The following is a 21986-nucleotide window of genomic DNA, read 5'->3' as shown; positions in this document are numbered from 1 at the left end:
ATAGCACCAAGTGCCAGGTATGCAAGCAATCGACAATAAAAAGAGAGGTAACTATAAAACGGAGCTATCCATTGCCAGGGCGGCAATCAGCGCTATATAACAATTGCGCTGGTCGGGAAAATGTTTATTTGGATAATCGGGTCGCATGAACGGCGCAAATATAGCGTAAAATTATATGTTGGGGCGGGGCAAAAAAGGCATTCTAACCTATCTTCATGGCATTAAGTGACCAAGTGAATTAATCAGTAGCTATGAAAAAATGGTTTTTAGCCGCCGTGATCGTATGGGCAACAGCCGGGGCATATGCGCAGCAACAGCCTGTTAAAAGGGTAAAGATGGATGATGTGTTGAAGATAGCAGCCGAAAGCGATGTGCCTGTTATTGTAAACTTCTGGGCTACCTGGTGCGCCCCCTGCGTGCATGAAATTCCCTGGTTTGAAAGGAATGTATACGACAGCGCTCACGGCCCGGTAAAACTGTTACTGGTAAGCCTTGATTTTAAAGAAGACTTTCCCGCAGGCATTGCCGCTTTTGCTAAAAAGAGCAATTATCGCTCGCAGATTGTATGGCTGGAAGAAACCAATGCCGATAGCTTTTGCCCTAAGGTAGATTCTACCTGGGAGGGTGCCATACCTGCCAGTCTGTTTATTAATAAAGCCAAAGGCTACCGCAAATTTGTGGGAAGGCAACTGACCGAGCCACAGTTTAAACTGGAGCTGGAAGCATTGTTGAAGTAAGATATTTCCGGTAATGCGGGTAATGAATATATAAAAAAAGCGGTGCTGATCAGCACCGCTTTTTTTATATAGAACCAGTTGTTTGACTTACGACTGTCTTTTAATGGTGCAGCCTACTGATTTGCTTTCTTTCACCGAAATGGCTTTACCACCTACTACTTCATCAATTGCAGCATGCAGGTGCTGACGGGTTACTGCAGAAGCATCAGATGGGTTGTCGTCAATAGCGCCTTTGTATTCCAGGGTGCCTTTGCTGTTGAACAGGAAAACCTCCGGAGTGCGGGTGGCGCCAAAAGCGTTGGCTACTTTAGAATCGGTATCTACGGTATAATACCAGTTGTAACCTTGTGCAGTAGCGTAGGTTTTCATAGCATCATACGAATCGGCATCGCTTCTTTGTGCTTCATTGCTGTTGATCACAATCACGCCAATATTGTTTTTTAAAGCGTAAGCAGCTATCTCTTTAGTGCGCTGCTGGTTTTTGATTACGTAAGGGCAGGTATTGCAGGAGAACATTACCAATAAGCCATTTTTCTTTTTGGCATCATTCAGCGATACTTCTTTACCTGATATATCTTTCATTTTAGCAGTGGCTAAAGGAAGGGCAGTGCCCAGGCTTAAAGAAGTGATATTCTGTGCCAGCACCGATGTAGCTAACATGGCTGCTGCTGCCAGTAAAGTGAATGTTTTTTTCATTGCTATAGTTTTAAAATAATTATGGAGTGAATGTTTGTGTGCTGCCGGTTCGTTCTTCTTTCAGCAAGGTAATGCTCACGTTCAGTTCAAAACCTATCAGCAATATAAACGAGTTTAAAAACACCAGTAGCATAATCACCAGCACGGTACCAATAGATCCATATATCTTATTGTAATTGGAAAAATTCTGTACCCACACCGAGAAGCCATAGGTGACTAAAATGGTTAAAAAGGTAGCAAAAAACGCACCCGGAGACAATATTTTCCACCTTTTTTTTACAGAAGGGGCATACTTGTATATTACACCGATAGAATACAGGAAAAGGAAGACGATTACAATCCAGCGCAAACTGCGTATCAGGTATTTTACCCTTGCGTCTGTAATGCCCAGGCTGTGCATGATATACCGGAACAGGGTGCCTTGCCCTAATGAAATAAGCGTGGTGCCCAGTATCAGGAAAATTACAATAGTGGTCAGCTTCATGGCACGTAATCTTTTGTGTATGAAGTTGCTTTTGTATTTCTGTGGCAGGCTGCGGTCGAACGTGCGTATAATGCCCATTACTGCGTTGGACGAGTAAAAGATGGCCAGTATAAAACCCACTGACAACAGGCCGGTTTTGGGTTTGTTAAAGAAGTCGTCGAGGAAGTTGATTACCAGTGTACGTGTTTCCTTATTAGGTGTAAGGTCACGCACAAAGCGAAACAGCTCCTGGGATATCAGCCGGGACACAGGCAGGTAGGGGAGCAGGGTGAACAAAAAGATACAGGCGGCCGGAATGGCCATGATAAAGTTATAAGAAATAGCAGCTGCTCTTTCATTCATGTGCATTTTGCCTACCTGTTTAAAAAAGAAACGGGTTACATCGTACAGGGGCAATCCTTCCATGCCCGGCAGTACTACGCGTTTGCTTTTTTCACGGATAAAAACAAAGGGTTTGGTATTGAATAGTATGCGCTGAATTTTAATCATTTATTGATACCTCTTTTATTAAGCTCTTCCTGGTAGGTTTTGGCATATTGCTGGTGTTCGGCATAAGTGCTGCTGAAATGGTGTGTGCCGTTGAGTTCAGCGCTGGCCACAAAGAACAGGTAGTCGGTACGTGGTGCATCCAGTACTGCATCAATGGTTATTTTAGAAGGGGTACAAATAGGTCCCGGAGGAAGCCCCTTGTTGCGGTATGTGTTATACGGACTGGCCACCTGTAAATCGCCAAAATGAATACGGCGTAACGCAAAGTTCTTTAAAGCAAATTTGATGGTGGGGTCAGCGCCTAAGGCCATGCCTTTGCTAATGCGGTTCATATATACGCTGGCTATATTCCCTTTTTCCTGGTTGGCATTGGTTTCTTCTTCCACAATCGAAGCTAAAGCGTATACCTGTTCGGGAGTAAGCCCCAGGTTAATGGCTTTTTGCTTACGCTCAGCGGTCCAGAAATCTTCCTGTTCGCTTTTCAGGCGGGAGAGTATTTTAAAGGTAGAAGTGTTCCAGTTCATGATATAAGTGTCGGGAATAACCAGGGTTAGCCAGCTATCACTATCTACACCCAGCTTTTGCAGGGAATCTTTATTGGTTAAAAACTGCATGGCAGTGGCTGAATCAGTACGGAAATTTCTACCTATCAGTTTAGCCAGGTCTTCCGGTACTCTTAATTTGTTGATCACCAGCTTGGAAGGCACCTGCTTGTTGTTACGCAGCATACGCACAATGCTCATCAGGCTTTGTCCTTTGGTAATTTCAAAACGGCCGGGTTTGATGCGCTTCCATACATTCAGCCGGGAAGCTACAAAGCGGAAAAGGCCTGTATTATTTACCAGCGACGAACCGGATAACTGCTCCATCATCTCCGATTCAGCGGTGTTTTGCTCATATACATGTACGTATTTGCTTTTTTCGTCAAAACGGGTAGCGGAGGTAAATAACAACCAATACAGCACACCCGCCAGCAACAGAATCACTATAAACAGCAGGCGCAATATCTTTTTCATAATAGAATGGTTAAATGGGGAATTTTAGGGATGCCAATATAAATAAAAACCCCGTCTGTGTTAGCAGACAGGGTTTAAAAAATATGATCGATACTCGATTTTCTTATGGTTTGGCGTTGCTGTCAGCTGCTGTAGGAGCACTTACCGGAGCGGGGCCTTGCTGGGTTGCAGCAGGAGCGCTGGTATTTGTGTTTACTTTCTGCAGGATAGAAGTGTCAGGACCACCGGCGTTACCTCTGAAAAATAAAGTAGAAACCAGGCATAAAACGGCAATGATGCCAGAAAACAGCCAGGTTCCTTTTTCCAAAACGTCAGTAGTTTGCTTTACACCCATAAACTGGTTGCTAAAACCAGCAATGTTACCTGATAAACCACCACCTTTAGGGTTTTGTACTAATACAATAAAACCTAAGATTACAGAAGCCAGTACAATAAGAATGAAAAAAAGAAGTGTCATAAAAATAAGGTTGTTTTAAGCAGAAGCGCCTTTGCCTCCCATCTTGCTTGTTTCTATTATTTTAGCGGCAAAGTACGCAGTTTTGGCTGGATTCAAAAAACTTAATTTTGAATATAGCTGAATGGCTTTATCTATTTTACCCTGTTTCACCAGCACATCGGCCATTGACTCAGTTAAAATCTCCCTCGCTTCGATAGAAAGGGCGGCAATTCCCTGTACTTCCTGTTCCTGGGCTTTATCTGTTCCCAAATCGGCAGGGTGTGGGTTAATGCGTCTCATCTGTTTTAACCAGTCAGTGAACTTCCTTACTTTTTTGCCCAGGCTGTCGTCAGCGCTGGCTTCCAGCACTTCTTCCAGGTTAATACCCTGAGAGGCAAAATAGTCAATCATGTATGGTTCCAGGCCAAACGGTAAAGTAGAGGCTTTTTTGTCCAGCGGCTTATTAAATGCAGCAGCCTGTGACGACAGCATTTCGGATAAGCGGAAGGTATCTTTACTATCAGGTTCGGAAGTGATAATTTCTGGTCCGTCGGTATTGTCATCCAGTGGCGGCAATACATCTGCCGGGTTATTTCCTTCAGAAGTTACCTCTACTATGCCGGAATCTGTAAAGCTTTGTTGTATAGCCAGCACCTCTTCTTTTGCCTGTTCTTCGGCAGTTTTGCCGGAATAAACATCAGTAGGCACAAACTGGTCGTCTGGTGTAGCGGCTGTTTCTGCTATCTCTTCTACGCTCACGGGAGCTTCTGCAGGTGTGGTTTCCGCAGCTGGTGTGGCCTGAACAGAAGTGTCTTCTGTCACTTCTATCACTGGTGGGCGGGATAAGCGGTAAGAACTGCTGGTTGTATTCGTTTCTGGTTGTGCAACCGTTGCAGCCGTAGTTTCGGCAGCAGGGCTGATCACTTCCGGTGAAGCTTCTTCTACCGGCTCGGAAGCCAGGGATACTACAGCTGCTTCCTCTGTTACAACTGGCGCAGTGATTTCCACCGCAGCTTCCGGTTGTGCAGCTGGCTGTTCTGTTTCAGGAGAGATTGCTTCTGGTGTAGTGGCAGCTTCCTGTGCCTGTGCCAGCAAGTTCTGGAAGGCAGCTTCGTTGTTTACTACCACAGGCTCTTCTACAGTAGCGGTAGTGGCTGGAGTTTCTTCTACCGCTACAGGTGTTTCTGCTGCGGCTTCTGCTCCTGTAATATTTTCAGCCGGAACATAATTGTCGGCAGGTGTATAATTGTCTGCCGGGGTATATTCTGTTGACGGAGTGTATTCTGTTGTAGGCGTAAATTCAGCCGATGGCGTGTTTTCTGCTACCGGTGCAACTTCTGTAGCAGGCGCTTGCTCTGCTGCCGGAGTGAATTCTGCAGAGGGGGTATATTCTGTTGGAGGAGTATATGCTTCTGCAGGCGCATAAGCCATTGCTGTTGGATAATCAGAAAGATCTACCACATGCTGTGGACGTTCCTGTTGTGCTTTTTCTTCCACTACAGGTGTTGGTTCTGTAGCAGTAGCAGTTTCTGAAGTTGCTGTTATTTCAGCTGCAGGCACAAATTCCGCAGCAGGGGTAAATTCCACTGCCGGTGTATATTCCTGTGCTACCGGTGTAGTTTCCTCAACCGGAGCGGTAACTGTATCATGAATAGTAGCAACGGGTTCCTCTGGTGCTACTATGGCTGGCTCCTGCTCTGCAGGGCCAAAGTTTTGCTGCGGCATGTAGGCAGAGTAGCTGTCGTTTACACTGGGCGTTGCTTTTATTTCCTGAGCAGGTTCGTACGACTGTGGCGCCGATTCCTGAACAGGGGTAGTAGTGTCTTGTGGTTGCTGGAAAGCCGGGTTGGTATACCAGGGCTCATATACTTTAGGTTCTTCTGCTGCCGGTGGGGTAGTAGAAGAAAGTGTGTCGTTGATGGAAGAAGGATAAGCCGGTGTGTTGGCTGGCTCAGTAGTGGTATTAGAAGCTGCTGCATAATCTTGCTGTGGCAGATAAGATGCGTAGCTGTCATTTACTGATAAAGCCGGTTGGGCTGATTCCTGAACCGGAACTGGTTCTGAAACCGGCGCGCGTTCTGGCTCGGCCGCAGGTGTATAAACCGGATTGTTCACCACCGGTTCTGCTGGCGGTGTAAATGTGTTTTGGGGTGCAAACTGGTTGGCACTGGCGGGCTGGGCCTGCAAATGCTGGTCTAACCAGAATGTGTTGGGGAAAAACAGGGCCGTTTTTTGCAATTGATGGGTAAAACCAGGATGGTTTACCTGCTTCATCTTTTGAGTAAGCAGCAATTGAGCTACTGAAAAGAAGGGCTGCTCATCGGTAATGGCCAGTAATTCATCCACCGTAACCTGACTCAGGTTAGGTTTGCCCGTAAGCAAGTGCACTATTTTATCTTCTACCAGATTCATCCGCAATAATAATTGTTTTTAAGAGGCCCCAGGTTTCAAGCCATGAAAATACTATTTCCTGCTACCAGTTTGAAAAAATCCGGTTGAAAATTTCGTCCGACAGGTTTTTCACAATATCATCCATCAGTCTTCCCTCTGCTTCCTGCAAGGTTAAATTAGCAGCAAAATCAAAATCACGGCTTACGTCAAACTCCTGTGTTTTATTTTCTACCGTGTTTTTGAATACAATATGTGCGCCAACTGTTAAACGGTTGGTGGCCGCCTGTTTGGCCGCAATGGCCGAGGTAGTTACATTATAATTATTAATATAACCACTGATCTGGTAATGCGCATCGTCGTTAGTAGTGCGCGTTAATTTTGTATAGCTGGCTATTTTTTGTTGTAAGCCGTCGGTTACACGCGGGCTCAGCTGCGCATTCACATAACGGGCCTTATTTTCAATATAGCTTATTTTAATGGTTTTGATTTTGCTGTAGTCGATAGATACGTCTCTGAAAGTGTACACACCACAGGAAAGCAGCGTGAAAAAGGAAAAAGCAAAAAGGAAAAGAACAGGAGTGCGTAACAACCTGTTAGTTTTTCTATGGGGGATAAAGTTATTCATCTGCTCCGTTTTCTTTTTTAGTTGGCCTTATCGGGTCAAAAGTATAAAGTACCGGCACATAAAGCGCCTGATAATCATTTTTTTACTTTTTATTTTTTGTCTTATAGAGGGGCTTATAAATCCTCTATATTGTATTCTTTCAGTTTCCGGTACAGGGTTCTTTCGCTAATGCCCAAATCCAGCGCGGCATCTTTTCTTTTGCCTTTATGCTTTTTCAAGGCCTTGATTATCAGTTCTTTTTCTTTGTCCAGGATATTCAGTGATTCCTCTACTTCTTCATGATGATGAATCTCATCGTCGTGATGATCGTGAGGCAATATTACGGCATGCCCCGCTGTATTGGGCAAAATTGTGTTTTGAGGTACTGTGTTTTGAATAGCGGGCGTTTGTAAAACAGTAGTGGGCTGCTCGTTCATATGTGAATGCCCCGCCGCATAATCGTTCATCAGCGATTCTTTGGTGTAGGTGGCCATGTTGCCCGCCATACTGGGGTTTTGCAGAATTTCCAGGAACATTTTTTTCAATTCTGTTACATCCTTCTTCATGTCAAAGAAGAGTTTGTACAAAATTTCCCTTTCGTTAGAAAATTCAGCGCCGCCGGCAACCGAAGCCAGCACGGGTAAGCGGTTGGGCATTTTATCTGGTAAAAAGCGCCTTAATTCAGTGGCATTTAAAACGGGTTGCTTGCTTAATACTGAAATTTGCTCGGCAATGTTTTTCAGTTCGCGCACGTTACCCGGCCAGGGATAGTTCAGCAACATATTGCGTGCTTCATCATCCAGCTGCACAGGATTGGTTTTATAACGCTCAGCAAAGTCTACCACAAATTTCCGGAACAACAGCGGTACATCTTCCTTCCTGTCTTTTAAAGCAGGTACCCGGATAGGCACGGTGCTTAAACGGTAATACAAATCTTCCCTGAATCGGCCGTTTTGGGTAAACTCCAGCAGTTCGCGGTTGGTGGCAGCTATTACACGCACATCTGTTTTTTGCACTTTTGACGAACCCACCCGGATAAATTCACCGGTTTCCAGCACGCGCAGCAGGCGTGCCTGGGTGCCTAAAGGCATTTCACCAATCTCATCCAGGAAAATGGTACCGCCGTTCACGGTTTCAAAATAGCCTTTACGGCTATCTACTGCACCGGTAAAAGCGCCTTTTTCATGTCCGAACAATTCCGAATCAATCGTGCCTTCGGGAATAGCGCCGCAGTTCACTGCAATAAACGAATTGTGTTTACGGGCAGATAACGCATGTATAATCTGGGAAAAAACTTCTTTACCAACACCACTTTCACCTACAATCAGCACACTTAAATCGGTAACAGCTACCTGCGTAGCTACATTTAAAGCGTGGTTTAGTGCCGGTGAATTACCTATTATTCCAAACCTGTTCTTGATACTTTGTACATCCATTCTGTTAAATTAAAAGTCACAAACAAGAAGTCGAAGCTGCTGGTACTACTGTTGCAAATACCCCAGTAAGGTACCCTGTGTGCAATCGGTAATAGTTACATACACATAATCGCCTTTTTTGTAATTGGAGTTGCCTTTGGCAAACACCACTGCCTTGTTTCTGCTGTTGCGGCCCATCCAGTCCTGATCACTTCTTTTACTTTCTCCCTCAATCAGCACCTTATAGGTTTGGCCAATATCCAGTTTGTTGCTTTCTACCGACAGGCGGTTTTGCATGGTGATAATCTCTTGCAGTCTGCGTTTTTTCACCTCTTCCGGTATATCATCTTTATAACGGCGGGCAGCCAGAGTGCCGGGGCGTTCGCTGTAGAAGAACATAAAGCTGTAATCATACTTGCTGTACTCCATAATGCTCAGGGTTTCCTGGTGCTCTTCCTCTGTTTCGGTACAAAAACCGGTAATGATGTCCGCGCTAATACCACAATCGGGCATAATTCTCTTTATCTGGTCTACCTTAGCCATATACCATTCGCGGGTATAGGTGCGGTTCATCAATTGCAGAATGCGGGAGTTGCCACTTTGCACGGGCAGGTGTATATATTTACAGATGTTTTCGTACTTAGCCATAGTGAGCAATACCTCCTCTGTAATGTCTTTAGGATGGGAAGTACTGAAACGTACACGTAAATCGGGGCTTACCAGTGCCACCATTTCCAGCAGTTTGGCAAAGGTTACGGCTTCGCCGGCAGCGTTTTGTACGGTAGCGGCCGCTTCTTCATTTACCCAATAGTAGCTGTCTACGTTCTGGCCCAGCAGAGTTACTTCTCTAAAGCCCCTGTCAAACAAATCCTGGGCTTCTGCTACAATAGAAAAAGCATCCCGGCTACGCTCCCGGCCGCGGGTAAAAGGCACCACGCAAAAGCTGCACATGTTGTTGCAGCCGCGCATAATGGAAACAAAGGCGGTAACGCCATTGCTTTCCAGGCGAACGGGAGAGATGTCGGCGTAGGTTTCGTCGCGGCTCAGCAACACGTTCACCGTTTTCTGGCCGGTTTCGGCTTCTTCTATCAACCCGGGCAGGCTACGGTAAGCATCGGGGCCTACCACCATATCCACCAGTTTCTCTTCTTCTAAGAATTTAGCTTTTAAACGTTCGGCCATACAGCCCAGCACACCCACCAGTAATCCTGGTTTGCTCTCTTTGGCTTTTCTGAACTCTGTTAAACGTTTACGAACCGTTTGCTCTGCCTTTTCACGGATAGAACAGGTATTTAATAGTACCAGATCGGCTTCTTCCGCATTGCGGGTGGCGCCATATCCTTCTTTATTTAATATAGACGCAACTATCTCACTGTCGCTAAAGTTCATCTGGCAACCGTAGCTTTCTATGTAAAATTTTTTCCTGTAAACTGTAGGGTCATTAACAAAAGGAGCATAGGCTTCACCCTGGCGGCTTTCGTCATGAACTTTTGCAGTTAAATCCAACATTTCCATTCTTTTACATTTAATTGAACAGCAAAAGTAATGAAAAGAAGGGAAGTGTCAGTTTGGCAGATCGTTAACAGTTTTTTTTAATATCCCCAGATTATATTTGCTTGCTTTTTACCCCGTCCGGAACATGATGAAATTATTTACTTTAGCCTTTTTGGGTGTTTTTTGTGTATTAGTGGCCTTTGGTCAGGATATGATAGTGCGGACTTTACCTACGGAAGTGTTCAGAACCATTACAAAAGATGCAAAAGACACTTCTACCTGGAAATGGAAAAGGGGTGGGGCCATTAATCTAAACCTGGCGCAGGGCTCGCTCAGCAACTGGGCCGCCGGTGGCGATAATTTCTCCATGTCGCTCAACGCCTACACCAATTATTTCCTGTATTATAAAAAAGGAAAGCATACCTGGGACAATAACCTGGATATGTATTTCGGATATGTGCAAACCACCAGTTTGGGCAGCCGGAAAAACGATGACCGGATTGACTTTCTTTCTAAATACGGTTTACAGATAGATAGTGCTAAAAAGTTCTATTTATCCGGACTATTCAGCTTCCGTTCGCAGTTTTTTGATGGTTACACCTATAATGGAACGGAGGGTACTTTGTCGTCTACTTTGCTTTCTCCGGCCTATGTTACATTTTCTTTGGGTATGGACTATAAACCTGTGACCAATTTTTCAGTCTTTCTATCACCATTGACTTCCCGTGCAACGATAGTTGCCAGCAAACGACTGGCCGCTCAGGGGTTATATGGTGTGCCGGCAGGACAGAGGATCTCTAACGCGGTGGGTGCGTTCACATCTATCAACTACAGTAAAGTGATAGGCAAAAACGTTACTTACAAAGGGAGGATGGACTTGTTCTCGGATTATTCGCATAATCCGTGGAACATAGATCTGTACTTTACCAACCAGTTAGGATTTAAAATAAACAGGTATTTGACGGCCACCTATAATTTGGACATGATTTATGATGATGATGTAAAGCTGTTTGGTAAAGACCACAACAGTCCGGGCCTGCAGGTGAAAAGCTTGCTGGGTATCGGTTTCCAGTGCAAACTGGCGCAGGTTGCTCATCAATAGTAGCTCTGTCATCTGAAGTGCGGGATATCCCAACCTTTAAATGATATTGCGTGAAACTATTGCTTTTGTCCTTTTTGATTGTTTGCCTGTTACCTGCCGCTGCCCAGCAGCAGGATACCACCCTTGTTTCCGGTAAAAAAAATCCCGGCCTTATTATAGGCAACCTGGTAGATACGGCCAGTAAAGCGCCCGTTACCTACGCTACGGTGCGCCTGCAGTTGTTATCAGATACCTTGCAGCAGAAAAGTGTGGTAAGTGACCGGAACGGAGCGTTTCAGCTGGAAAAGGTGGCTTTTGGCTATTACCGGCTGCGTGTGTCGGCCGTAGGCTATCAAACACTTACCCTCGACAGCATACATTTAAGAGAAGAACGCTACGATTTTAACCTGGGAGACGTAAAACTGGGCACCACCAGCTCGCCCTTATCGGAAGTGATTGTATATGCCGAAAAGCCGCTGATAGAAAACACAGATGGCAAAATTACCTACAATGTAGGCGAAAGCGCCCTGAGCAATGGCTCCTCCACCGCAGAAATTTTAAAGAACATGCCATTGGTAAGCAACGACCCCAATGGAAAAATATTGCTGCGTGGTAAAGAACCTAAAATATTGATTGACGATAAACCGGTAGAACTCAGTACGGAACAATTACAGGATCTGTTGGAAAGCCTGCCCGGCGGTTCTATTGAAAAAGTAGAGCTGATGCTGAACCCGCCGCCTGAATATGCTACTGAACAAGGTGGTGTAATTAATATCATCACTAAAAAAGGCCGTATAGGCTGGGTGGGCAAAACTACCCTGGCCATAGGCAGCCGTAACGAAGGCAACCTTTCCGGAAATGTATCTTACCGCAATAAAGCGTTTTCTTTTACCGGCATTGCAGGCATCGCCGGCAGCCGTATGAATGGCACCAGTTATTCCCGCCGGGAAAACCGGTATACCGATTCCAGCAATTATCTTAACACCGATGGCGATTATGTGAACAAGGCTTTACGGCCCAACCTGCGCCTGCAGGTAGATATGGAAATGAACAAGCAAAACCTGCTGAATGCCGTATACCAGGGCAACCTCAGTGATGCCGATAATAACAGTAATACGCAATACATAAACCTGAACGATAAGCAGGAGGTTTCAAAAGCCAGCACGCGCAACAACGTAAGCGCCAGCAACAATTACACGCATGCGCTCACTTTCAGCTATACCCATAAAGGCACTAACCCGGCTGAGAAGCTGCGCATTATAGCAGGCGGCAATATCAGCAACAGTACTAATAACCGCACGTTTTACCAGCAGTATCTCAACGCCGATTTAACGCCTTCGGGCAACGATTCTATGCAATTGCAGGATTCCCGTAATAACAACAATGGCTACAATGCCCGGATAGATTATAGTAAGCCTGTATTCAACGCCGGCTCTTCTTTTACCACGGGTGCCACTTTTAATCATAGCCGGTATCATACCCAACTGGATACCCGTTTTCTGAACGAAACAGACAGTGCTTTTGTTACCAATGAAGCGCTGAGCAACAACTTTATATTTGCACAGGACATCTTCACTATTCGTGCAGGGGTAACTATAGCATTGCCCGCCGAGGTGAAACTGATAGGCGGTTTGCAGGCAGAGCATACCCGCTTTAATTTTGATTTTATCAGGGGCAATACACGCCCGGTAGACAACGCTTACTGGAATTATCTGCCCAACATTACCCTGCGTAAAGATTTTGATAAAACACTGAATGCTTCTTTTGTATACCGCGGCTCTATTCGCAGGCCGGGCATGGGCGAGTTGAATCCGAGCGTGGATTATGGCGATCCGTATAATATCCGTTATGGTAATCCCTACCTGGATGCTTCATTGGCCGACAACTTTGATTGGAACGTGAGCTGGATCAAAGGCAAGTATTACATCAATGGCTCGCTGGGGTACAATAATGTAAAAGATGTGTTCAACAGCATTCGCACGCTGGTAGAAGATGGCAAAACGGAAACCACTTATAAAAACATCAGCTCCCGCAAAGAATATGAATCGGGTATATGGGGCGGGCTAACCATCAGCCGCGCACTACGTATTAACGCCAGCGTAGGATATAACTATAACGTATACGACGAAGCCGGCAAACAATTATATAATTACCGCGATGGAGGTTCCTTTATTTCTTCCTTCAACTATAGTTACACGCCAACCTCTGTGTTACGCTTTGAAGGCAATGCCCGTTATAACAGTTATGCCGATCCGCAGGGACGTTCTAAAAGCAATATCTCGTTAAACCTGGGTGTGCAGCAGAAGTTTTTTGAAAAGCGTTTAATTGTACAGCTGAATGTAATAGATCCTTTTTCCACACAAAAGAACACTACCTATACCTACGGCAGCAACTTTTACCAGGAAAGCTATCGTTCTACCGTATCTCGCAATTTCCGGGTATCGTTTACTTACCAGTTAAACCGGATGGTGCAAAAGAAAATAAGTGATAAGGAAATGAAAGCGGCTATAGACAGGATAAAAGGCAGTTAGAGTGTATATTTCCGGGTAGTAACGTTGCCCGCCACATCTGTAACCATAATGGAGAGAATACGTGCGTGAGGGGGATAATGTTCTTCTTTCTGATAACGGAAAGTATTATTCTTTTGATCCAGCGCCAGCCATTGCCCGTTTACTGTTGCCTGCACAGAAGCCAGTGCCCCCAGGTTATCTGTGCAGGTAAATTGAATATAGGAGCCCTCTAGTTGCAGGTGGGTGATAACGGGCGCTATGGTATCTGCCACCAGTTGTAAAGTGCCGGTATCTGTAAAAAGTCCTTCCATTTTGTTTTGTATCCACTTGCCTTTCAGTATGGTGACACCTTTTTTGCCGCTCAATAACATTACGGTTCGTTGGCGCAGGGCGTGGCGTTCAGGTAAGGAAGTTTGCAAACGCACCGTAAAACCATTATGTACGGGAGCGGCGGGCATTTTCATGGTTAGCGCCGTAGAAACTGCTCCCGGTATCTTCGCGGGTGTTTCTACCAGCAGCAGGGGAATGGCATCGTAAAAAGTATGTTCAGGGAAACGCACCGTTGCATGGGCGCTTTGCATTTGATAGGTATGTTGTGGATACAACAGGTGGGTAGTGCCGGAAGGCGACAGGCAGGGCTTACTGCCATTGTATTGCATGCGGCACCGTTTTTCGCACCGGTTACCGGCAACGTCATCTACCACTATTTTTATTTCATGTTGTTTGCGGTCGCTTAAATCAATAGTGCCGCCCGATGCAAATTTGCGGGTATAGGGCAGGCTGTTGCCGGGTAAAGAAAACAGGAATTGTATTACCGGGCCTTTATCCACAGCGCGCGCGTAGTCAATGCAGGCATTTACATACCGGGTGTCGGCAGCAGAAAGTTGTTGTAAAGAAAATTCATACTGTAAAACATTGTCTTTATACAGCCAGGCCTTGTTGATGCCGGTAACAAAGCGGCCGGTCGCAAACTGATCAGAAGCGGTAATGCCAATGCCTATGAAAGGAGAGGAGCAGCGGGTATTATTTTTGTCCATGGCATGGGCTTCGTCTTCATAAATGCTGTTACAGCGGTCGTACCAATACAAGGCTTTAATCACCGGGCTCACCGTATCGTTCACTTGTAACACCGTAGCAAGCGGGTTCAGGCTTTTGCCGGTGGCGGTGTTGCGCACTTCAAAATGCAGGTGCGGTCCTTCCGATGTGCCGGTATTGCCACTATAACCAATGCATTCTCCCTTTTTCACCGGGAAGGCAGCAGGCGAAACATCCGTTTCCTGCTGCCAGCTTTGTTGCTGGTATTGCCGGTTGCTGACCCATTGGGCTGCTTTGCCGGTAAAGGCCGAAAGATGTGCATACAGCGTAGTGGTGCCATCGGGGTGGGTGATCCATAATGCTTTTCCATATTTTTCCTTTTGTATACTTACATGGCTGATATATCCTTCTTTAACAGCATACACGGGCAGGCCTTCCCGGCCATCAGTGCGCATGTCGGCCCCTAAATGAAAATGATCGGGCCGTATTTCGCCAAAGCCTGCCGCTAATTCAATAGGGCGGTGCAGGGGATTATTACGATACCGCCCGCAACGGATAGCGGGAATGCTGATAAGGGCGATGGCACCAATAGCCACAACAGGCAGGCTGCGGGTGAAAGTACTTTTCATAACAGGTAATTTTTATACCTGCCAAACTATTATGGTGTGTTCGGGTGGTCAACTGCACTCTGCAAACAGGCTACTCACCTCTGCAAACGCCGGGTAGGGAATGAAGGCTAAATAGTACATTTGATACATGAAGAAAAAGCTGCTGCTTTTGCTGTTTCGGGTAATTATTATTTATTACCTCATACATATTGCTTACGATTTGCCCAATATTGCCAATGGCAGATTTTACTTTAAATGGATTCCATTACATGCTTCAGAGGCACTGTTGCGGGTGATGGATCTGGCCTGTTCTTCCCTGTTTGCGCTGCTGCCTTTCTGGATATTACACCGGTTATACCCTGCACGCCGCATTGTGCGGATAGTGTTACTGATTACTGTATCGGTTGCAGTATTGTTTTTTATGCATTATGGAGTGGCACGCCTGCAATATGGTGCTACGCTGCGCCTGCGCTATTATTTCCTGAACACTCTTTTTTATATAGGCGTATACCTGTTTTATGGCATCCTCTTTTACTTTACCGGCTATGCCCATGATAAAGAGATGGAACAGAAAGACCTGTTGCTGCAAAACCGGCAATCAGAATTGTCTTTTCTGCGCTCGCAGGTAAACCCTCATTTTCTATTCAACAGCCTGAATAATATCTATTCGCTGGTGTATGAAAATTCTCCTAAAGCCTTGCCTGCCATTGCCGGGTTATCGCAACTGATGCGTTATATGTTATATGATGGTAACGACCGGGTGCCGCTGCAAAAAGAACTGGATTATATTAAACAGTATATTGAATTACAAGGCATACGCTTTGAACATGCCATTACCACCCGTGTGCATGTAAGCGGCGAAACCGGCCAGGTGCATATACCCGCCCTGCTGCTGATTGCCTTTGTAGAAAATGCTTTTAAACATGGCGACTTTGCAGAGGGGAGCGAAGGGTTGGTGATTACAGTATACAGCTCGTTACAGAAAACCCAGTTCTATTGCCGCAATCAAAAGGGGCATGGCCCTAAAGATGCGGGCGGCGGCATTGGGCTGGTGAACGTTAAGCGCAGGCTGGAATTACTATACCCCGGTAAGCATTTGCTGGAAATAGAAGACATACCCGATTCATTCACTATTCACCTGGAACTCACACATGGCTAATTCCATAAAATGTATGGTTATTGACGATGAGCCGCTGGCGGTAAAGCTGCTGGCAGATTACATTCGTAAAACGCCGGGACTGGAACTGGTATATTCTACTACAAAAGTGCTGGAAGCCCTGCCGGTATTGGAGGATGGGGGAATTGACCTGTTATTCCTGGATATACAAATGCCTGAGCTAACCGGCCTGCAGCTGATAAAGGTGTTAGGCCCGCGCTGTAAGGTAGTGCTTACTACTGCTTACCAGGAATATGCTTTGCAGAGCTATGAATATGATGTGGCTGATTACCTGCTAAAGCCGGTTACCTTCGATCGCTTTGCCCTGTGCATACAAAAAGTACGGAGTCGTTTACAGGAAACAACCCCGCAGCCTGTTGCTTCTGCGGCTTACATTTTTGTAAAAACAGAGTACCGGGTACAGAAAGTAACGCTTGATTCCCTGTTATATATAGAAGCTTTAAGAGACTATATCGCTTTTCATACTACAGAAGAAAAGATATTATCACTGGAAAGTATGCGGCATATGGAAGAAGTATTGCCGGCACAACAATTTATCCGCATTCATAAATCGTACATCATTAACAAGGATAATATCGATTTCCTGGAGCGTGGCAAAGTGGTGATCCGGGGGCAATACCTGCCTATAGGCGATACCTATAAAGAAATAGTGCAGCAGAAGATAAAGCCTGTGTAAACAGGTGTGGAAGCGTTATATTCAGATAAGAATAACCTGCTGCTCAACCACTTAAAATAAATAAGATTGTTTTTGAGTTCTTTTTGCAACTTTATCCGCACTAACCGGTCTGGTATCATCAATGTCTGTTCATCATAAACATAGTTCTACAGATCAATACCTTGTTGACCAGGTGCTTGCCGGCAATCAACAGGCCTTTGCCAGTATTGTGCGCCAGACAGAGCGGCTGGTAGTGCAGATTGTGTTTAAAATGATACCTGCCCCCGGCGACAGGCAGGATATGATACAGGATATTTACCTGAAAGCATTCAGCCACCTTGCTACCTTTCAATTTCAGGCAAAATTGAGCACCTGGCTGGGAAAAATCAGCTATAATACCTGCCTGCATTACCTGGAAAAAAAGAAACTGGCGTTTTTGCCCGAAACCAGCGGGCCGGAAGGAGAACCCATAGATGCCCTGGATCAATTGAACCAGCAACAAAGTTTGCTGCAAAACAATGTAGAAGCAGCGCTTTCTCAAAAACAACTGGCTGCTATCCTGGATACGGCTGTTAAAGGTCTTTCTCCTCCCATTTACCAAACGCTCATCACCTTGTATCACCAGGAGGAATTGAGCTATGCGGAAATAGGGGAGATCACCTCCCTGCCGGAAGGAACCGTGAAGAGTTACCTGTTCCGGGCCAGGAAATTGTTAAAGGAAAATCTGTTGTCAAGATATAAAAAGGAGGAATTATGAAACAGGAACATCTCACGGACAAAGAATTGCAGGAATGGGCATTGGGGCAGGCAGCAATGCATGGGCAACAGGCTGCGCATGTGCAGGCGTGTGCCAGGTGTACAGCTGCTGTAGCCAATTACCAGGCTTTGTTTTCAGCGATCCATGCTATGGAAAAACCTGCACTTGAGGTAGACATGGCAGCCCTGGTGATGGCCCACCTTCCTGTTGCCACTTCGCAGCAGTCGGTAGAAGCTGCTGCAAAAAGAGCTTTTCCGCGCTTGCAGCTGTTGCTGGCTGTAGCTGCCATCACTGTTGTAATCGTTACCTTATTAGTGATGAGTAGTTATTTTAAAGGGCTGTTGCAGGGAGTGGATCATATGCTTTTTTCGTTGTTGGTAGTTACCGTGCTTACCATTACCCTTTTTCAATGCAGGGAACTGTGGGTTTTGCACCGGAAAAAAATGAACCAATTGAAATTTTATTAAAGAAAACTGCAACAGAACATTCGCTCACCGGTCTAAACATCATATCGGCAACAAAACAAAACGAAATGAAACGTACTATCACCATCATAGCATTACTCTTCTTTTATATAGCAGCAAACGCGCAAACCATCTACGTGCTTTCCCGCGACAGGGGCATCACCACCGAATTGATGAGAAGCACAGTGGCTACCATTGTACTGTGTATCATCTGTGGCTTTTTGCTGGCATTAACCCGGATTATTTTAAATGATCAGCTGAAAAGGAAAATGCTGGAAAAAGGCGTACCTGTAGAAGTAATAGCCAATATGCTACCGCAGAAAAATGAACTGGTAATAGCCATCAAATGGTTTTCGGTGTTGATGTCTATTTCAGTAGGCTTGCTGATTATTTGTTTTACCCCTCCGTTGGGCATTCATTCTATTTTGATCATGACGGTTTGTGTCGCATTAGGTTTCCTGGGATTTTACGCGTGGGCGAAACGGTTAAAAGGGTAAGCTCCGGCCGTATTATATACACTACTTACAAGCATAACAATATGAAAAAAATATATTTATTATTAGCGGTTGCTTTATTGTGCTTAGTTATCTCTGCTGCTACTTTCGTGCATTTCAGCGCATCCTATTCCAGTACTTCCTCTAGTTATACCGCCAACGCTACTGCTGTTACTATAAAAGCTACCTATAATCCCGAACAAGCTCCATTAGTAGAAAAGTATGTAGATAGCTGCCTGCAACCCGTGGTAGTTTTTGGTACAGCACATAAAGTAAATAAAGATATAGCGATCAACGAAAGCCAGCTATTGTATCATGTGAAAGCATCACCCGGAACGCTTACTATCACAGCCAGCCCAAAAGAGAACGATCGTCATTCACTGGATAAGCTCAGGAATATATTAGACGGCCTGGGAAGCGTGATTAAACCTTACTAAGCCCGGATTTTTCCATCTCCTAAATTATTGTAAATGAAAACCTTTTTCATGGCTGTAATGGCCATAGGGCATTGTGTTGCCTGTACTGTAGCTTATGCGCAAAACGTAGCAGGTAACATCACCGGAAAAATTACTGATAGCATACACCAGCCCTTAAGCGCAGCTACCGTCGTCTTACGGAAAGGGAATAAGCCTGATGGTATTAAATATGCCCTGTCAGCTGCTGATGGTTCTTTCTCCATGCCATGTGCTCAAACAGGAACCTATACGGTACATGTTACAGCAGTAGGCTTTGGTATTTATGAAAGCGCTTCATTCGTTATCGACTCGCTGCACCCGCAGGTAACATTGCCGGTATGTATCATGAAGCAAACAACTACGGTTTTGCAGCAGGTGACTGTTACAGCCAGCAAACCTTTTGTGGAGCAAAAGGTAGATCGCACAGTGGTAAATGTAGATGCCCTGATAAACAGTGCAGGCGTAACAGCGTTGGATGTGCTGGAAACTGCGCCGGGCGTGCGTGTTGATGCCAATGGAAGCATTAGCTTAAAAGGTGTGCAGGGCGTTGCTGTTTATATAGATGACAGACCTTGCTATTTATCTGGCCAGCAATTGCAAAGTTATTTACAGTCGCTGCCGGCTACCGTGTTGTCGCAAATAGAGATCATGTCCAATCCGCCTGCCAGGTATGATGCTGCCGGAAATGGGGGGATCATCAATATCAAAACCGTAAAACAAAAGATGAAGGGGTATAATGTTGGATTAAGTAGTGGCATACGGTATGCAAAGTATGTTGCCACCAACAATAATATGGATTTTAATTACCGCAGCAACCGGTTTAATCTGTTTGGTACATTTAGCTATGGTTCCCGTAATAGTTATAACGATATTGATATTTACAGAAGATACCTGGATGATAAAGGCAGCGCTACAGGAACCTTTCAGCAAAATTCTTATATGCGCAGGATGGGCAGTGGTTACCGGTCAACACTGGGAGTGGATTACTTTCTATCGCAGCTAACAACGCTAGGGGTGGTAGTAAGCAGACTTGCCAGGTATCCTAAAAGCAGCAATACCAGTTGGGGTTCTGTATATGATGAATATGAGCAGCCAGATTCTTCGCTCAGATCGCAGAATGTGGAAGCGGGAAGTTTTAAGAACAACCGCGTCAATCTTAGCATAAAGCATGATTTTGCTAAAAATGGTCCATTACTGCAAACTAATTTTGATTACCTGGAATACAGCACCGGCAACAACCAGGTGTTAACTACCGGTAATTATTCAGCTGCCGGTGTATTACAATCAGCAGAGCAATTGGTGGGCGATTTACCCTCCAATATAAAGATCTATTCGGCCAAGGCTGATTATGAACAAACACTGGCGAATAAATGGAAGCTGGAAGCCGGTGCAAAAATCAGTTATACCAACACCTCCAATATAGCCAACTATTACAATGTGGTGGCGGGTATTGCGGAGCCCGACTACGATAAAACCAATCATTTTCAATACAAGGAAAATATGAATGCCGCTTATATCAACCTCAACAAAACGCTGCACCAGCTTACCGTGCAACTGGGGTTGCGATATGAAGGAACTTTGTCAAAAGGGCATCAGCTGGGAAATGCCATTAAACCAGACTCTTCGTTCCATCGCCGCTATCACAATGTTTTTCCTACCCTGTTCCTGTTGTATAAACTGGACACGCTTGGCAGGCATCAGCTAAAATTCAACTATGGACGCAGAATAGGCAGGCCGTATTACCAGGATCTGAACCCATTTATATCGCCACTGGATAAGCTCACTTTTTATGTAGGCAATCCCTATCTGAAACCATCCTTTTCCTCAAAATACGAACTGGGCTATATTTTCAACAACCAGGTTACTGCTACTGTTAATTATACAGATACAAAAGACCTGGTGAATGAAACCATTACCATCAATGATCAGAAATATTATAGCCGTCCGGGTAATATAGGTAAAGCCACCTCTTTGAGCATTGGAGTAGATGCCAGTATTCGCCCCCAACCCTGGCTAAATTTGCAGTTAAGTGCGCAAATGAACTTTGCTTATTTCAAAAGTGATTTTTATACAGGTTCACTGGAAGTTAAAAACCAGTATGTATATACCCAGGTGCTTGTGCAGTGGAAGTTGAAAAAGAGCTGGGCAATGCAACTGGATGGCAACTATACCAGCCGGTCGAAAAATGCACAGTTTGTTCTTGCTAATAGGGGCAAGGTGAACTATGCGGTATCGAAAGTGGTATCGCCGGCAGTAACAGTCAAAGCCAATGTTACGGACATCTTCTCTACCGGTGTAAACAAAGGTCAGATCACTAACCTGGCTGCCACCTATGCCACCTTCCAAACCCTGTCAGATACCCGTTCATTTTTACTCACCGTAAGCATCCGGGTAGGGAAAAGGGTAGAAGGGCAGCGGAAACAAATAGAGTCCGGCGCTGAAACGGAGCAGAACAGGGTAAAGGATTAATTACACTACAGGAATGTTAGCATAGTTGCTCACCTCTATTAAGTTGTTATCGGGGTCGCGAAAATAAACCGACCTGATTTTACCTGTAGCTCCTGTTCTGTCTACAATACCTCCTTCCAGTATGGTTATCTTTTTACTTTCCAGTTCTTGCAATACTTCTTCTACCGGAGTGTCGGCTATAAAACATAGATCACCCGATCCGCAGGTAGGAAAAGCCGCTTTCGGGTCAATTTCTTTTCCTTTCTGGTGCAGGTTTATTTTCTGGTTTCCAAATAATAAGGCTTTTCGGTTATTACCAAAGGTGATCACTTCCATTCCTAATAGCTCCTGGTAAAACGCACAGGCGCTTTCCACATCGGCAACGGTTAACACAAGATGGTCTAATCTGTTTATTTTCATATTCCTGGTATCGGCTTTATTATGGTCGGGAAAAATGCTATACAAAGGTCACAGAAGAAACCAGGTTATCCAAACGTTTTTTGTACCGCGATATTTCGCGGTACTTATAAGTAAACCCTC

At 45.1% G+C, this 21986-nt stretch carries 20 protein-coding genes; 10 read left to right on the top strand and 10 right to left on the bottom strand.

Annotated features, from left to right (window positions below):
* Positions 1 to 251: 251 nt before the first annotated feature.
* Positions 252 to 737: a TlpA disulfide reductase family protein gene (locus FLA_RS17515; RefSeq protein ID WP_076381382.1), complete on the top strand. Its 486-nt coding sequence runs from the start codon at positions 252 to 254 to the stop codon at positions 735 to 737.
* 87 nt (positions 738 to 824) lie between these two features.
* Here FLA_RS17515 and FLA_RS17510 read toward each other — a convergent pair whose 3' ends face one another.
* The 8 genes from FLA_RS17510 to miaB all read right to left on the bottom strand — a co-directional run bounded on the left by FLA_RS17510 (position 825) and on the right by miaB (position 9777).
* On the bottom strand, positions 825 to 1433 hold the full coding sequence (locus FLA_RS17510) for a thioredoxin family protein (protein ID WP_076381383.1): 609 nt from the start codon (positions 1431 to 1433) through the stop codon (positions 825 to 827).
* 19 nt (positions 1434 to 1452) lie between these two features.
* Complete coding sequence (locus FLA_RS17505) at positions 1453 to 2406, bottom strand: YihY/virulence factor BrkB family protein (protein ID WP_076381384.1); 954 nt, start codon at positions 2404 to 2406, stop codon at positions 1453 to 1455.
* Positions 2403 to 3422 (bottom strand): endolytic transglycosylase MltG, encoded by a 1020-nt coding sequence (mltG, locus tag FLA_RS17500; RefSeq protein ID WP_076381385.1) that lies wholly within the window; start codon positions 3420 to 3422, stop codon positions 2403 to 2405. The genes FLA_RS17505 and mltG overlap by 4 nt, the downstream gene beginning before the upstream one ends.
* 103 nt (positions 3423 to 3525) lie before the next feature.
* Positions 3526 to 3879, bottom strand: coding sequence for a preprotein translocase subunit SecG (gene secG, locus FLA_RS17495; RefSeq protein ID WP_076381386.1), 354 nt, complete (start codon positions 3877 to 3879; stop codon positions 3526 to 3528).
* Positions 3880 to 3894: 15 nt separating this feature from the next.
* Positions 3895 to 6270, bottom strand: a complete 2376-nt coding sequence (locus tag FLA_RS17490; RefSeq protein WP_076381387.1) for a hypothetical protein — start codon at positions 6268 to 6270, stop codon at positions 3895 to 3897.
* 61 nt (positions 6271 to 6331) lie between these two features.
* Positions 6332 to 6874, bottom strand: a complete 543-nt coding sequence (gene lptE, locus FLA_RS17485) for an LPS assembly lipoprotein LptE (RefSeq protein WP_084206435.1) — start codon at positions 6872 to 6874, stop codon at positions 6332 to 6334.
* Positions 6875 to 6987: 113 nt separating this feature from the next.
* Positions 6988 to 8289, bottom strand: coding sequence for a sigma-54 interaction domain-containing protein (locus FLA_RS17480; protein ID WP_076381388.1), 1302 nt, complete (start codon positions 8287 to 8289; stop codon positions 6988 to 6990).
* Positions 8290 to 8334: 45 nt separating this feature from the next.
* Positions 8335 to 9777, bottom strand: a complete 1443-nt coding sequence (miaB, locus tag FLA_RS17475; RefSeq protein ID WP_076381576.1) for a tRNA (N6-isopentenyl adenosine(37)-C2)-methylthiotransferase MiaB — start codon at positions 9775 to 9777, stop codon at positions 8335 to 8337.
* A gap of 130 nt (positions 9778 to 9907) precedes the next feature.
* On the opposite strand from miaB, the gene FLA_RS17470 reads away from it, so the two are divergent.
* Together FLA_RS17470 and FLA_RS17465 are read left to right on the top strand one after the other, a co-directional pair.
* On the top strand, positions 9908 to 10864 hold the full coding sequence (locus FLA_RS17470) for a DUF3078 domain-containing protein (protein ID WP_096511108.1): 957 nt from the start codon (positions 9908 to 9910) through the stop codon (positions 10862 to 10864).
* A 50-nt stretch (positions 10865 to 10914) separates the two neighbouring features.
* Positions 10915 to 13374, top strand: a complete 2460-nt coding sequence (locus FLA_RS17465; RefSeq protein ID WP_084206436.1) for a TonB-dependent receptor domain-containing protein — start codon at positions 10915 to 10917, stop codon at positions 13372 to 13374.
* Here the strand turns inward: FLA_RS17465 and FLA_RS17460 are convergent.
* Positions 13371 to 15017 (bottom strand): M23 family metallopeptidase, encoded by a 1647-nt coding sequence (locus FLA_RS17460; protein WP_076381390.1) that lies wholly within the window; start codon positions 15015 to 15017, stop codon positions 13371 to 13373. The two genes, FLA_RS17465 and FLA_RS17460, sit on opposite strands and share 4 nt — an antisense overlap.
* 127 nt (positions 15018 to 15144) lie before the next feature.
* On the opposite strand from FLA_RS17460, the gene FLA_RS17455 reads away from it, so the two are divergent.
* The 7 genes from FLA_RS17455 to FLA_RS17425 all read left to right on the top strand — a co-directional run bounded on the left by FLA_RS17455 (position 15145) and on the right by FLA_RS17425 (position 21467).
* Entirely contained in the window at positions 15145 to 16155 is a 1011-nt protein-coding gene (locus FLA_RS17455) for a sensor histidine kinase (RefSeq protein WP_076381391.1), read from the top strand.
* Positions 16148 to 16849, top strand: coding sequence for a LytR/AlgR family response regulator transcription factor (locus FLA_RS17450; RefSeq protein WP_076381392.1), 702 nt, complete (start codon positions 16148 to 16150; stop codon positions 16847 to 16849). The genes FLA_RS17455 and FLA_RS17450 overlap by 8 nt, the downstream gene beginning before the upstream one ends.
* A gap of 121 nt (positions 16850 to 16970) precedes the next feature.
* Complete coding sequence (locus FLA_RS17445) at positions 16971 to 17585, top strand: RNA polymerase sigma factor (protein WP_076381393.1); 615 nt, start codon at positions 16971 to 16973, stop codon at positions 17583 to 17585.
* A complete protein-coding gene (locus FLA_RS17440; RefSeq protein WP_076381394.1) occupies positions 17582 to 18052 on the top strand; it encodes a hypothetical protein in 471 nt (156 codons plus the stop codon). The genes FLA_RS17445 and FLA_RS17440 overlap by 4 nt, the downstream gene beginning before the upstream one ends.
* 65 nt (positions 18053 to 18117) lie before the next feature.
* Positions 18118 to 18546 carry a hypothetical protein gene (locus FLA_RS17435; protein WP_144264123.1) on the top strand — a complete coding sequence of 143 codons (429 nt, stop codon included), beginning with the start codon at positions 18118 to 18120 and terminating at the stop codon, positions 18544 to 18546.
* Positions 18547 to 18587: 41 nt separating this feature from the next.
* Complete coding sequence (locus FLA_RS17430) at positions 18588 to 18980, top strand: hypothetical protein (RefSeq protein WP_076381396.1); 393 nt, start codon at positions 18588 to 18590, stop codon at positions 18978 to 18980.
* A 33-nt stretch (positions 18981 to 19013) separates the two neighbouring features.
* Positions 19014 to 21467, top strand: coding sequence for a TonB-dependent receptor (locus FLA_RS17425; protein WP_076381397.1), 2454 nt, complete (start codon positions 19014 to 19016; stop codon positions 21465 to 21467).
* Here the strand turns inward: FLA_RS17425 and FLA_RS17420 are convergent, their stop codons facing one another.
* Entirely contained in the window at positions 21468 to 21866 is a 399-nt protein-coding gene (locus tag FLA_RS17420) for a VOC family protein (protein ID WP_076381578.1), read from the bottom strand.
* Between the last annotated feature and the right edge of the window lie 120 nt (positions 21867 to 21986).

The organism is Filimonas lacunae, from assembly GCF_002355595.1.
GTDB lineage: Bacteria > Bacteroidota > Bacteroidia > Chitinophagales > Chitinophagaceae > Filimonas > Filimonas lacunae.
This window is presented reverse-complemented; position numbering and strand designations above follow the sequence as displayed.

Coding starts and splice junctions, on each gene's coding strand:
- FLA_RS17515 (WP_076381382.1), top strand. CDS start 252: ATGAAAAAATGGTTTTTAGCCGCCGTGATCGTATGGGCAACAGCCGGG.
- FLA_RS17420 (WP_076381578.1), bottom strand. CDS start 21,866: ATGAAAATAAACAGATTAGACCATCTTGTGTTAACCGTTGCCGATGTG.
- FLA_RS17490 (WP_076381387.1), bottom strand. CDS start 6,270: ATGAATCTGGTAGAAGATAAAATAGTGCACTTGCTTACGGGCAAACCT.
- FLA_RS17440 (WP_076381394.1), top strand. CDS start 17,582: ATGAAACAGGAACATCTCACGGACAAAGAATTGCAGGAATGGGCATTG.
- FLA_RS17460 (WP_076381390.1), bottom strand. CDS start 15,017: ATGAAAAGTACTTTCACCCGCAGCCTGCCTGTTGTGGCTATTGGTGCC.
- FLA_RS17450 (WP_076381392.1), top strand. CDS start 16,148: ATGGCTAATTCCATAAAATGTATGGTTATTGACGATGAGCCGCTGGCG.
- FLA_RS17430 (WP_076381396.1), top strand. CDS start 18,588: ATGAAAAAAATATATTTATTATTAGCGGTTGCTTTATTGTGCTTAGTT.
- FLA_RS17455 (WP_076381391.1), top strand. CDS start 15,145: ATGAAGAAAAAGCTGCTGCTTTTGCTGTTTCGGGTAATTATTATTTAT.
- secG (WP_076381386.1), bottom strand. CDS start 3,879: ATGACACTTCTTTTTTTCATTCTTATTGTACTGGCTTCTGTAATCTTA.
- FLA_RS17505 (WP_076381384.1), bottom strand. CDS start 2,406: ATGATTAAAATTCAGCGCATACTATTCAATACCAAACCCTTTGTTTTT.
- miaB (WP_076381576.1), bottom strand. CDS start 9,777: ATGTTGGATTTAACTGCAAAAGTTCATGACGAAAGCCGCCAGGGTGAA.
- FLA_RS17425 (WP_076381397.1), top strand. CDS start 19,014: ATGAAAACCTTTTTCATGGCTGTAATGGCCATAGGGCATTGTGTTGCC.
- FLA_RS17480 (WP_076381388.1), bottom strand. CDS start 8,289: ATGGATGTACAAAGTATCAAGAACAGGTTTGGAATAATAGGTAATTCA.
- FLA_RS17470 (WP_096511108.1), top strand. CDS start 9,908: ATGATGAAATTATTTACTTTAGCCTTTTTGGGTGTTTTTTGTGTATTA.
- FLA_RS17510 (WP_076381383.1), bottom strand. CDS start 1,433: ATGAAAAAAACATTCACTTTACTGGCAGCAGCAGCCATGTTAGCTACA.
- lptE (WP_084206435.1), bottom strand. CDS start 6,874: ATGAATAACTTTATCCCCCATAGAAAAACTAACAGGTTGTTACGCACT.
- FLA_RS17435 (WP_144264123.1), top strand. CDS start 18,118: ATGAAACGTACTATCACCATCATAGCATTACTCTTCTTTTATATAGCA.
- FLA_RS17445 (WP_076381393.1), top strand. CDS start 16,971: ATGTCTGTTCATCATAAACATAGTTCTACAGATCAATACCTTGTTGAC.
- mltG (WP_076381385.1), bottom strand. CDS start 3,422: ATGAAAAAGATATTGCGCCTGCTGTTTATAGTGATTCTGTTGCTGGCG.